The following is a 12546-nucleotide window of genomic DNA, read 5'->3' on the forward strand; positions in this document are numbered from 1 at the left end:
GCCGTCTGTAGGAGCAAAGCTTGCTCGCGATGAACGATAACGCGGTTCATCGGCATACCGCGTTATCGTTCGTCGCGGGCAAGCCATGCTCCTACAGAAGTGTTAGAAATCATCGGGACACCATGGAATTCATCCGCCGTCGCATCGAAACCCAAATCATGAGCCTGACAGGCCTGTCCCTGGGCAAGCTCGACCTGGAAAATCCCAAGGGTGATCCAGGCCTGTTCGGGCCGGACTCGGTGAGCTGGCAAGTGCACGGCGACTTCAGCAGCATGTTGATCGGCGGGATCAGCGCCTTGATGCTGCAAGCCTTGCACCCGCTGGCCTTGGCCGGCGTGTGGGATCATTCGAATTTCCGCGAGGACATGCTTGGCCGGCTGCGCCGCACTGGGCAGTTCATCTCTGGCACCACATTCGGTTCGCGCCAGGATGCCGACTGGCTGATCGAGAAAGTCCGCACCATTCACCTGCAAGTCACCGGCACGGCCCCCGATGGCCGCCCCTACGCGGCCAGCGATCCTGAGCTGCTGACCTGGGTGCATGTGGCCGAAGTCAGTAACTTTCTTGCCGCACATTTGCGCTATCGCAACCCGCACTTGTCACTGGTCGACCAGGACCGCTACTACGCAGAGATTGCGCTGATCGCCGAACGCTTGGGCGCCACGAATGTGCCCCGCTGTCGACAGGAAGTGGCCGATTACCTTGCGCGAATCAGGCCGCAACTGGTGTGCGACGAGCGCAGTCGGGAAGTGCTTCGATTGTTGTTGAACGCGCCATCGCCGAGCCGTTTGGCCCAGCCTTTCGGCAGCCTGATGATGCAAGCCGGAATCGACCTGCTGCCGGACTGGGCCAGTGACCTGCTCGGTGTCAGCCAGAACCCGCTGCAACGCAAGCTGATCCGCGCCAGCGTCAATCGCAGCGTGCCGATGCTGCGCTGGGCGGTGCGTAATGGCTCGGTGCAGCGGGCCAAGCGACGAATGGGCCTATTGACCTGATCAACCCTGTAGGAGCGAGGCTTGCCCGCGAAGGCGCCAACGCGGTGAATCTGGATAACCGCGTTGACGCCTTCGCGGGCAAGCCTCGCTCCTACAGGTACTACAGCGCTCAAGCTGCTAAACTCCCGCGCCCAATTCCCTCCTGCAAGGCGCCCAGCATGTCTTCCTTGAATCAGGCGCTGCGCGCCGCCCTCGAACGTCGCCAGGACCTGTTGGCTGAACTGCATGGCCAGGGCACCGATTGTTACCGCCTGTTCCACGGCAGCCAGGAAGGCGCCGGGGGGCTGACCATCGATCGCTATGGTCCGCAGCTGATGGTGCAAAGTTTTCACCAGTCGCTGGAACGCGAGGCGCTGCTGCAACTGCACGAAATCGTCAATCAGCATCTGGGCTTTGAAAGTTTGCTGGTCTACAACGACCGCTCCCGTGGCAATTCGCGTATTGACCGGGAAGACACCGTCTACCGGGCCGATGAAGCCGCACTTCAGGACCTGATCGGCCACGAATGGGGCCTCAATTACCGTGTACGCGGGCGCCATGCCGGACAGGACCCGTTGCTGTTTCTCGACCTGCGCAACACCCGTGGCTGGGTCAAGGAACACAGCAAAAACAAAAGCGTGCTGAACCTGTTTGCCTACACCTGTGGCGTCGGCCTCAGTGCTGCGGCCGGTGGCGCTCGCGAGGTGTGCAATCTGGACTTCGCCGAAGGCAACTTGGCGGTCGGTCGTGAAAATGGTCAGCTCAACCCGCAGTTGCCGACCATGGCGTTCATCCAGTCCGACTACTTCCCCGCCATCCGCCAATTGGCCGGCCTGCCCATCAGCCAGCGTCGCGGGCAAAAGCTGCCAAGCTATCAGCGCCTGGAACAACGTCAGTACGATCTGGTGCTGCTCGATCCTCCAGCTTGGGCCAAGAGCGCCTTCGGCACCGTCGACCTGCTGCGCGACTATCAGAGCCTGCTCAAGCCCGCGCTGCTGACCACTGCCGACAACGGCGTGCTGATCTGCTGCAACAACCTGGCAAAGGTCAGCATGGACGATTGGCGCGAACAAGTATTGCGTTGCGCCGAGAAAGCCGGGCGGCCAGTGCGCGAGTGGACCGTGATGAAACCGGGCGGCGATTTCCCGTCGATGGATCAGCAACCACCGCTCAAAACCCTGATCCTGCAGCTTTGATCTGTGTCAGACAAATCTGAAAAGTGCTGAACAGCGGGATTGTTTCGGAACCGGAAACGCGTGCCATACTCCAAGGCACTCCGATTCAGACAGATGAACCCAAACATGTACAAAGGATTGATTCGCGTCGTTGGCGCCTTGTTGACTGCTCTGGCTCTCTACAGCCTGCTGGGTTTTCTGATTTTGCCGGGCATTGCCTTGCGGGTAGCCAACCAGCAACTGGCCAACTACGCCACGACGCCTGCCACGCTCCAGCGGATCGAGTTCAATCCGTTCAGCCTTGAATTGACCCTTTGGGGCCTGAACATTGGCGAACCCGGCAAGGAGCAAGTTGGCTTCGAACGCCTGTACGTCGACATGCAGCTCGACAGTCTTTGGACCAAGGCGTTGCATCTGTCCCGTATCGAACTGGACAAGTCCAAGACTGAAGTGCTCTTCAGCAAAGACGGCAAGCTCAATCTACTAGGCCTGTTCAAACTGCCAGCCAGCGAGCCGACTCCAGCCGCCCCCGATGCCAAGCCGTTTCCGGTGCGCATAGACAGCATCAAACTGGCGGGCGGCGCCGTACACTTCCTGGATGATCGCCCCAGCGAACCCATCGAATTTCTCTATGACAAACTCGACTTCGAACTGAAAAACCTCAGCACCCTGCCCGAAGACAGTGCCGACATGACCTTGTCGGCCATCGGTCCCAACGGTGGGCAGATCGATTGGACCGGCAATTTCAGCCTCATCCCGCTTGCCTCCGAAGGCAAACTGAAACTCACCGATGGCAAGATGAAGGCCTTTTGGCCCTACGTGCGCGACGCGGTGCCACTGGTGCTTGAAGAGGGTGTTATCAGCCTCAGTACTGACTACAAACTCAACCTGTCCAAAGAAACTGAACTGCTGCTGAGCAATGTCTCGGCCACCGTCGCACCCTTCGCCATCAAGTCCCCTGAAGGCCGGCCACTGGTGAAACTGGAAAGACTGGACGTCTCTGAGACCACTATCGATCTGGCCAAACAGCAAGTGGTCGTCGGCAAGATCCGCAGCAACAAGCTGGAAACCTGGGCAGCCCTGGAAGCCGATGGCCAGCTCGATTGGCAAAAGTTGTTCGCCAGCCAGCCTTCCAAACCGGCGGCAAAGGCCAAGGCCGAACCCGCCAGCACCCCAGCGGCGGCCGATTCACCTAAACCCGAACCCGCACCCGCTGCCAAACCTTGGCAAGTGCTGCTCAATGACGTGCAACTGCGCGATTACAAGGTGCACCTGGCGGACCGCAAGGCTCAGCCTGCCGTAGAAGTGGACCTGAGCCCGCTGAACCTCGACTTGCAGAAGTTCGACAGCCTCAATGGCTCGCCCTTCCTGCTCAAACTCGACACCGGCGTGGGCAAGCAGGGCAAGCTCCTGGCCGAGGGCGAGGTCAATCTGGCCCCGATCAGTGCCAAGCTCAACGTAAAGACCAAGGACATTGACCTGCGCGTTGCCCAGTCCTATATCAGCCCGTTCATTCGCCTGGAACTGCGCAGCGGCATGCTTAGCAGCGATCTGGCCGTCAACCTGAAAAGCACCGAACCGCTGGCCTTCAGCGTCACCGGCCGCGCCCAGGTCGACCAACTGCACACCCTCGACACCCTGAAAACCCGCGACTTCGTCAAATGGCAACAGGTGGTGGTCGAAGGCCTGAACTATCAGCACGGTGACAGCCTGTCGATCGACAAGGTCAACATGCAGCAGCCCTACGCGCGTTTCATGATCAACGATGATCGCACCACCAACATTGATGACCTGCTGATCCCGCAGCCCGCCGACTCCGGTGCCAAAACAGCTGCCAAACCCGTCGCCAGCAAGGACAAGCCACTGGGCATCCACATCGGCGGGATCGTGATCAATGACGGTTCGGCCAACTTCGCCGACTTCAGCCTGACACCGAACTTCGCCACCGCGATTCAAGAGCTCAACGGCCAGATCGGCACCATCGACAGCCGTCAGGCAAAACCGGCCGCTGTCGACGTCAAGGGCAAGGTCGACCGTTATGCGCCAGTGACCATCAAGGGCGCGGTCAACCCGTTCGACCCGATGGCCAGCCTCGACATCGCCACCAGTTTCAAGCGCGTGGAATTGACCACGCTGACGCCTTATTCCGGCAAGTTCGCCGGCTACCGCATCCGCAAGGGCCGGCTGAATCTGGACCTGCACTACAAGATCACCAAGGGTAAGCTCCAGGCCGAAAACAAGGTGGTGGTCGAACAACTGGAGCTGGGTGAAAAGGTCGACAGTCCGGACGCCGTGAGCCTGCCGCTGAAACTGGCGGTTGCCTTGCTCAAGGATGTCGATGGCAAGATTTCCATCGAACTGCCGGTTTCCGGCGACCTGAACAACCCGCAATTCAGTGTTATGCCGATTATCTGGCAGACCCTGCGAAACCTGGTCGTCAAGGCCGCCGCCGCGCCGTTCAAACTCATCAGTGGACTGGTGGCCGGTGGCGGCTCGGAAGACCTGGGTACCGTGGCGTTTGCACCGGGCTCAAGCGACCTGAGCAAAGACGCCGAAGCGGCACTGGACAAGCTGTCCAAGGCTCTGAAGGATCGCCCGGCCCTGCGCCTGGAAATCGAAGGCACCGCTGCCAAGAGCAGTGACGGCCCGCTGATTGCCGAACAACGCCTGGAACGCGAATACCAGTACAACTACTACAAAATGCTCCAGCGGCGCGGCGACAAGGTGCCCGCCCAGGCTTCCATGCTGGACGTGCCGGACAACGAAAAAGGCCCATTGCTGGAAGGGATTTACCGCACTCGCCTGAAGGCCCAGCCGCCAGCTGAATGGAAAGACCTGGGCAAGGAGGAACGCACGGCCAAGATGCGCGAAAGCGTGATCCAATCCTGGAGTACCAGCGAAGTGCTGCTGCGCCAGTTGGGTCAGGACCGCGCCAGCAGCATCAAGGATTACCTGGTCGACAAGGGTCAGCTTGCCGATGATCGCGTGTACTTCATCGATGCTCAGTTGGGCGAAGCGGAGAAAGACGGCAAGGTCATTACCCCGATGCACCTGGACGCCGAATGATGGGCAAGCGACTGCTGCTCGTACTGACACTCGCGATGGTTTCGAATCAGGCCTCAGCGGCGGACACACTGCGATGCGGCAGCCAGTTGATCAGCGTCGGCGACCGGTCGAGCGAAGTGCTGCAAAAGTGCGGTGAGCCGGTCAGCCGCGACCTGCTGGGTTACAAACGCAGCGCCAACAAACGGGAAGAGTTTCAGGTCGAGGAATGGACCTACGCGCCCCATGGCGGGATGTATCAGTACTTGCGGTTCGAGGGCAATCGATTGGTGCAGATCACCAGCAAACGCGGCAACTGAACATCAAAAGATCGCAGCCTTCGGCAGCTCCTACAGTAGAACTCAATCTCATGTAGGAGCTGCCGAAGGCTGCGATCTTTTGTTTTATTCAAATAGAACAGGCCCCGACACGAATGCCGGGGCCTGTAATGGCCACATCCTTGTGGCCGTTCGCATGAACACTAAGAAGCGGCAGACGTATGACTCGGCCCGTCTACCGCACCTTCTCCCGGTCCAGGCGAGAAGCCTTGCCTTATTCGGCTTTCAGGCCGTCAGCGGAGACCGCTTTGACGCCTTTGATTTTCTTGGTGATCGCCACTGCTGTGGTTTTCTGAGCATCGGTCAGTGGAGTGGCCGATGACAGCGATACAACGCCTTTGTTGGTTTCAACTTTGATGTCGGTGCCAGGAATGCCTTTTTCAGTTACCAGGTCTGCTTTGACTTTGGTGGTAATCCAGGTATCGGAAGTGGCTTCCGTGGCCTTGGTCATTTCACCGGCTGCCAGCGTCATTGGCGCCTGGGTGGCTTGAGTCTGTGCGAACGCAGCATTGGCCATGGTCAGGGTCAGCGCGGTAGCAGTAGCGGCAGCGATAGCGAACTTCTTCATACGAGTAACTCCTGTTTTTCTGGAAATTCTGCCGGGTGTCATGTCAGCAGGGTTACCAGAGATATTGCGAACGCTGTGCCAACTTTGAGACACCCAATAACCCCTTATAAATCAGTAGGTTATAAAAATCGCTCACTTTCAAAATCATGCAAAATGCATGACTGGGTGATTCTCTACATGCAAGTTGCGGGTTTTGAAGAAGGCCTAAGGCCATGAATTGTGGGAAGTTTTCTCTTTTACGTCGGCGACGCAATAAAAAATGCCCCGTCCTCTGCAAGACGGGGCATTGCTTATGCAGAAGACGGGTTCTCAAGTGCCGCTGGCAGTGCAACCTTTAGGGGAATAATCAGGTGCAACGGTCGTCGCACACGACCAGCCGGCCGCTGCAGTGCGGGACAAGGTGATGGTTTTGCCTACGACCGGTGCCGGGGCATTGGCAATCGTACAAACGATAGACCCATCGCCGGAACTGCCTGTGCCGGTCGAAGCGGTTACACAATTGGATGTGGTTGCATTGAATGCCACAACCTTGTTGTCAATGTTGGTCCCCTGGTTCATCGCATCTTCAAATGGGACCTTAAGCGCCGAAATCTCCGCCAACCCCGCCGTCACCTTGGCCCGCGCCTGGTACTTGGAGTAAGCGGGAATCGCAAACGTCGCGAGGATCCCGATGATCGCCACCACAATCAGCAGTTCGATCAGGGTAAAACCTTTTTGATTCTTCATGGACAGCCTCCGTGCATGAGTCGAAATCTCATGATCTGAACCTGACTCAGCACAGCCCATGCCAATCGCCGTATGCCCTGTCGGCGGGGGGCATGAGCGCCACAGCGCCCCTTCCTACCTCCAGGATCCGCACTATCTGACGAATTTTGTCACCCCGCCGTCGCAGGTTTCGCTCCATCACTTGACTAGGCTATAAATCATCCAACGGTCTTCACCCGGTATCACAATGAATGACATCGCCCTCAGCGGCCTGGCCAAGCAATTGGTCCTGGCCGAGCTGCTCACGGACAAAAGCGCGCAACAGGCCACGCAACAAGCTCAACGCAATCGCATCTCCCTGGTCAGTTACCTGGTGCAGAACAAACTGGTGAGAAGCCGCCAGGTCGCCGAGATTGCCTCGGAGCATTTCGGCATGGCCTTGATGGACCTCGACAGCCTGGACAAGGAAACCCAACCCAAGGGTCTGGTCAGCGAAAAACTGGTCCGCCAGCACCACGCCCTGCCCCTCTGGCGTCGCGGTAACAAGTTGTTCGTGGGCATTTCCGATCCGACCAATCACCAGGCCATCAACGACATTCAATTCAGCACTGGCCTGACCACCGAAGCGATCCTGGTCGAGGACGACAAGCTCAGCGCCGCCATCGAAAAATTCTTCGACAGCCATGGAGCGGGTCTGGAAGACATGGCCGACGTTGATCTGGATGGCATGGACATCGAGTCGACCGACGAACGCCAGGATGCCATCGGCGGCCAGGATGCCGATGACGCGCCAGTGGTGCGTTTCGTTCACAAGATGCTGCTCGACGCGATCAGAGGCGGCTCTTCCGACCTGCATTTCGAGCCCTACGAGAAAGTCTATCGCGTGCGCATGCGTACCGACGGCATGCTGCGCGAAGTCGCCAAGCCGCCGATCCAGCTGGCCAACCGAATCGCCGCGCGATTGAAAGTCATGGCCAGCCTCGACATTTCCGAACGCCGCAAACCTCAGGACGGGCGGATCAAAATGCGTTTGTCCAAGAGCAAATCCATCGATTTGCGGGTCAACACCCTGCCAACCCTGTGGGGCGAAAAAGTGGTGATTCGGCTCCTCGATCCGTCCAGCGCGCAAATGGGCATCGATGCCCTCGGCTACGAGCCCGACCAGAAAGACCTGTACCTGACCGCGCTCAAGCAGCCCCAGGGCATGATCCTGGTAACCGGCCCTACCGGCTCGGGCAAAACCGTCTCGCTTTACACCGGGTTGAATATCCTCAATACCGTGGACATCAATATTTCCACCGCCGAAGACCCGGTGGAAATCAATATGGAAGGCATCAACCAGGTCAACGTCAATCCCAAGCAAGGCATGGATTTCGCCCAGGCTCTGCGCTCGTTCCTGCGCCAGGACCCGGATGTGATCATGGTCGGCGAGATCCGCGATCTCGAGACCGCCGAAATCGCTATCAAGGCCGCCCAGACCGGGCACCTGGTCCTGTCGACCCTGCACACCAACAGCGCCGCGCAAACCCTGACCCGTCTGCACAACATGGGCATCCAGGGTTTCAACATCGCCACGTCCGTCAGCCTGATCATCGCCCAGCGCCTGGCACGCAAACTGTGCAGCCATTGCCGGGTCCCCCTCGACATTCCACGAGAGACGCTGATCAAGGAAGGCTTCCCCGAGGAACGCATCGGTACCTTCACGATCTATGAACCGGTCGGTTGCGAACACTGCAACGGCGGTTACAAAGGACGCGTGGGGATTTATGAAGTGGTGAAGAACACTCCGGACCTGCAACGGCTGATCATGGCCGAAGGCAATGCATTACAGATCGATGACCAAATGCGCAAGGACGGCTTCAACGACCTGCGCACCTCGGGCCTGCTCAAAGCCATGCAAGGCATCACCAGCCTTGAAGAAATCAATCGGGTTACCAGGGACTGAACATGGCGGTCAAAGCAGCGAAAATCAGCGTATACGCCTGGGAAGGCACCGACCGCAAGGGCACGAAAGTCACCGGCGAATTGAGCGGGCAGAACCCGGCATTGATCAAGGCGCAACTGCGCAAACAAGGCATCAACCCCGCCAGGGTCCGCAAAAAAAGCACCTCGTTGTTCAACACGGGCAAGCGCATCAAGGCCCAGGACATTGCCCTGTTCACGCGCCAGATGGCGACCATGATGAAAGCCGGCGTGCCACTGTTACAGTCGTTCGACATCATCAGCGAAGGCTTCGACAACCCGGCAATGCGCACCCTGGTGGACGAAGTCAAACAGGAGGTCGCGGCCGGCAACAGCTTCGCCAACGCCCTGCGTAAAAAACCCAGGTACTTCGATGAGTTGTACTGCAACCTGGTGGATGCCGGCGAGCAGGCGGGCGCCCTGGATACCCTGCTGGAGCGGGTAGCGACCTACAAGGAAAAGAGCGAAAGCCTCAAGGCCAAGATCAAGAAAGCCATGACCTACCCGCTGGTTGTCGTCTGCGTTGCCATGATTGTGACTGGCATTCTGCTGGTCAAAGTGGTGCCGCAATTCCAGTCGGTTTTCGAAGGGTTTGGTGCTGAGCTGCCCGCCTTTACCGTGATGGTCATCGGTCTGTCCCGGTTCATGCAGGATGGGTGGTGGGTGATGATCGGCGTATTGATGGCGGTGTTTTTCGGGGTGCGCCATGCCTTCAAGACGTCACCAGGCTTTCGCGATCGAACGGACACCTGGCTGCTGAAGCTGCCACTGGTGGGGACCCTGATGTACAAATCCGCCGTCGCCCGTTTCGCCCGCACCCTGTCCACCACCTTCGCCGCTGGCGTGCCTTTGGTCCAAGCCCTGGAGTCCGTGGCCGGCGCCACCGGCAACATCGTGTTCAAGCGCGCCGTACTGCGCATCAAGCAGGACGTGTCGACGGGCATGCAACTGAATTTTTCCATGCGCACCTCCGGCATCTTCCCGAACATGGCGGTACAGATGACGGCCATTGGCGAAGAGTCCGGCGCACTGGACGACATGCTCGACAAGGTCGCGGGTTTCTACGAGGACGAGGTGGACAATATGGTCGACAATCTCACCAGCCTGATGGAACCGTTCATCATGGTGGTATTGGGTGTTATCGTCGGCGGCCTGGTGGTTGCGATGTACCTGCCCATCTTCCAACTCGGCTCAGCGATCTGACATGCCCCTGAACGAAATACTGACTCACTACCCGCTGGCCTTCGTGGTCATCGCCGGGCTTGTCGGCCTGTTGGTCGGCAGCTTTCTCAACGTGGTGATCTGGCGCCTGCCGAAAATGCTCGAGCGCGAATGGCGTGTGCAGGCCCATGAGATCCTCGGGCTGCCCGGCGAAACGCCCCAGCCCACCTACAACCTGCTGCTGCCCCATTCACAATGCCCGGAGTGCGGCCACCAGATTCGTGCCTGGGAGAACATTCCCGTACTCAGCTTTTTGTTTCTGCGCGGACGCTGCTCAGCCTGTGCAACGCCGATCAGCAAACGCTATCCCTTGATCGAACTGGCCTGCGGCCTGCTGACGGCGTTCATTGCCTGGCATTTCGGATTCGGCTGGCAGGCCTGCATGACATTGCTCCTGACCTGGGGCTTACTGGCCATGAGCCTGATCGACGCCGAGCATCAGCTATTGCCGGATGTGCTGGTGCTGCCGTTGATGTGGCTGGGACTGATCGTCAACAGCCTCGACCTTTTCGTGCCGCTGCATGACGCGCTGTGGGGCGCCATTGCCGGCTACCTGGCGCTGTGGTCGGTGTTCTGGCTGTTCAAGTTGATCACCGGCAAAGACGGCATGGGGCACGGTGATTTCAAGCTGCTGGCGATGTTCGGGGCCTGGGGCGGCTGGCAGATTTTGCCCCTGACCATTCTGCTCTCCTCCCTGGTAGGCGCGGTGATCGGCGTGATGACCTTGCGCCTGCGCAAGGCGAAAACCTCGACGCCGATCCCTTTTGGCCCTTATCTGGCGATTGCCGGCTGGATTGCCTTGCTCTGGGGTGGTCAAATAACCGACTTCTATTGGCAGTTTGTCGGTTTGAAATGAATACCCCTGTGGAAAAACCCTGGATTCTCGGCCTGACCGGCGGCATCGGCAGCGGCAAAAGCGCGGCGGCCCAACACTTCATCGACCTCGGCGTGCACGTGGTCGATGCCGACCATGCCGCGCGCTGGGTGGTGGAGCCAGGCCGGCCGGCACTGGCGAAAATCGCCGAACACTTCGGTCCCGGCGTGTTGCAAGCTGACGGACAGCTGGATCGCGCCGCCCTGCGTAAATTGATCTTTGAAGTGCCGGATGAACGCCGCTGGCTGGAAGCCTTGCTGCATCCGCTGATCGCCGAGGAAATCGCTCATCATCTGGCGCTGGCAAAATCACCTTATGCGATTCTGGTTTCGCCGCTGCTGATCGAATCAGGCCAGTACGCCATGACCCAGCGGGTGCTGGTAATCGATGCCCCCGAACAGTTGCAGATCGAACGCACCCTGCGGCGTGACCAGACCAGCGAACAGCAGGTCCAGGCGATCCTCAAGGCCCAGTCCAGCCGCCAGGACCGCATCAGCCATGCCGACGAAGTGGTGGTCAATGACCGCGACCTCGCCTGGCTGCACAGTGAGGTCGAACGCCTGCATCACTATTACCTTACTTTGCGTGGAGGCCAGTCATGAGCCAGATCCCAACCGTCGAATGCCCAACCTGCGGCGCCCCTGTCGAATTCAGTCCTGAAAACAAATTCCGGCCGTTCTGTTCCGACCGTTGCAAACTGATCGACCTGGGTGCCTGGGCCTCGGAAGAGCACAAGATTCCGGTGGCGCCCGATGCCGAGGACGAGTTGTTCAGCGGCGAATTCGACCCGCGTCACTGATGCTGATGAACAAGCGTCACGTATGCCGTAAATCGATGACATGTGGCGGGCAATTTTAGGCCTGCTGCATCTCGCCCTCAAATAGCCGCAAGATACCGAGTGCTATACTTCTTTCGTGTTGCTGCAAGAGCGCAACGTTCCTCGCGGGCACCGATACCGATGGTAAGTCTCAGTTAAAAGCTGCCGGACAAAGGAGGTCTACAGCAACAACAAGAGATGGGAGGTGTGGCATGAATCGACACTATTACGTCAGTGACAATCTCGACGATCTCGAAGCCGTTGAAAATGAGCTGGAAGCCAGCGGCATCAACACCGAACAAATTCATGTACTCAGTGAAAAAGTTGCTGATGTTGAAGAACATCATCTCCACGAAGTTAATTCGTTGATGAAACAAGATGTCGTTCACTCTGGCGAGATTGGTGCGGTGGTCGGTGTGCCGCTCGCGGCGCTGATCCTCGGCGGCGCCTATTGGCTGGGCTGGACCGAAACCGCGGCAGGCTGGGTACCTTTTATCTTTCTTGCCGTTGTCGTACTGGGCTTCAGCATCTGGGAAGGCGGTTTCTTTGGTATCCAAGTGCCAAACGCTCACTTCCGCAACTTCAAACAGATGGTAGAAGCGGGCAAACATGTCTTCTTCGTAGATGTTGAACCGAACCAGGAATCGGTGCTGGAACGGGTCATTGGACACCATCCAAAGTTGACGGTCGCGGGCACGGGAGCAGCTTCCCCCCACTGGACAGTCGCCTGGCTGCACAGGTGGCACCAGTTCAAGCGAACGATTTAAAGCCATCAATAGCGTACTGCTGTTGTAGGAGCGAGCATGCTCGCGATGGTCGTTAACGATTACGCATGCTTACTGGATAAACGCAGCGTTTTAAAGTCCATCG

Annotated in this window: 12 protein-coding genes; 10 read left to right on the forward strand and 2 right to left on the reverse strand. The window is 58.5% G+C overall.

All coding sequences use genetic code 11. The annotated features are described in order from the left end of the window. The first annotated feature begins 122 nt into the window (after positions 1-122). From ABTV22_RS25545 to ABTV22_RS25560, 4 genes are all read left to right on the forward strand, one after another. Entirely contained in the window at positions 123-995 is an 873-nt protein-coding gene (locus ABTV22_RS25545; protein ID WP_433737157.1) for an oxygenase MpaB family protein, read from the forward strand. A gap of 158 nt (positions 996-1153) precedes the next feature. Further along, positions 1154-2170 carry a class I SAM-dependent rRNA methyltransferase gene (locus tag ABTV22_RS25550; RefSeq protein ID WP_433737158.1) on the forward strand — a complete coding sequence of 339 codons (1017 nt, stop codon included), beginning with the start codon at positions 1154-1156 and terminating at the stop codon, positions 2168-2170. Positions 2171-2263: 93 nt separating this feature from the next. Beyond that, on the forward strand, positions 2264-5215 hold the full coding sequence (locus ABTV22_RS25555) for a DUF748 domain-containing protein (protein ID WP_433737159.1): 2952 nt from the start codon (positions 2264-2266) through the stop codon (positions 5213-5215). Continuing rightward, positions 5215-5511 carry a DUF2845 domain-containing protein gene (locus ABTV22_RS25560; RefSeq protein ID WP_433741510.1) on the forward strand — a complete coding sequence of 99 codons (297 nt, stop codon included), beginning with the start codon at positions 5215-5217 and terminating at the stop codon, positions 5509-5511. Before ABTV22_RS25555 ends, ABTV22_RS25560 begins: the two co-directional genes overlap by 1 nt. Positions 5512-5743: 232 nt before the next feature. Here ABTV22_RS25560 and ABTV22_RS25565 read toward each other — a convergent pair whose 3' ends face one another. Continuing rightward, positions 5744-6097 (reverse strand): BON domain-containing protein, encoded by a 354-nt coding sequence (locus ABTV22_RS25565; RefSeq protein ID WP_433737160.1) that lies wholly within the window; start codon positions 6095-6097, stop codon positions 5744-5746. A 309-nt stretch (positions 6098-6406) separates the two neighbouring features. Next, positions 6407-6823, reverse strand: coding sequence for a pilin (locus ABTV22_RS25570; RefSeq protein ID WP_433737161.1), 417 nt, complete (start codon positions 6821-6823; stop codon positions 6407-6409). Positions 6824-7049: 226 nt separating this feature from the next. On the opposite strand from ABTV22_RS25570, the gene pilB reads away from it, so the two are divergent. The 6 genes from pilB to ABTV22_RS25600 all read left to right on the forward strand — a co-directional run bounded on the left by pilB (position 7050) and on the right by ABTV22_RS25600 (position 12443). Next, the gene (gene pilB, locus ABTV22_RS25575; RefSeq protein ID WP_433737162.1) at positions 7050-8747 is read left to right on the forward strand and encodes a type IV-A pilus assembly ATPase PilB; all 1698 of its coding nucleotides are present in this window, start codon (positions 7050-7052) and stop codon (positions 8745-8747) included. 2 nt (positions 8748-8749) lie between these two features. Next, positions 8750-9967: a type II secretion system F family protein gene (locus ABTV22_RS25580; protein WP_433737163.1), complete on the forward strand. Its 1218-nt coding sequence runs from the start codon at positions 8750-8752 to the stop codon at positions 9965-9967. Position 9968: 1 nt separating this feature from the next. After that, positions 9969-10841: a prepilin peptidase gene (locus ABTV22_RS25585; RefSeq protein WP_433737164.1), complete on the forward strand. Its 873-nt coding sequence runs from the start codon at positions 9969-9971 to the stop codon at positions 10839-10841. After that, positions 10838-11461, forward strand: coding sequence for a dephospho-CoA kinase (gene coaE, locus ABTV22_RS25590; RefSeq protein WP_433737165.1), 624 nt, complete (start codon positions 10838-10840; stop codon positions 11459-11461). The genes ABTV22_RS25585 and coaE overlap by 4 nt, the downstream gene beginning before the upstream one ends. Further along, a complete protein-coding gene (gene yacG / locus ABTV22_RS25595; protein WP_433737166.1) occupies positions 11458-11658 on the forward strand; it encodes a DNA gyrase inhibitor YacG in 201 nt (66 codons plus the stop codon). The genes coaE and yacG overlap by 4 nt, the downstream gene beginning before the upstream one ends. Positions 11659-11888: 230 nt before the next feature. Beyond that, positions 11889-12443: a magnesium transporter gene (locus tag ABTV22_RS25600; protein WP_433737167.1), complete on the forward strand. Its 555-nt coding sequence runs from the start codon at positions 11889-11891 to the stop codon at positions 12441-12443. The last annotated feature ends 103 nt before the right edge of the window (positions 12444-12546 follow it).

This window comes from Pseudomonas putida (genome assembly GCF_050990305.1).
In the GTDB taxonomy this organism is placed as follows: Bacteria; Pseudomonadota; Gammaproteobacteria; order Pseudomonadales; family Pseudomonadaceae; genus Aquipseudomonas; species Aquipseudomonas putida_AH.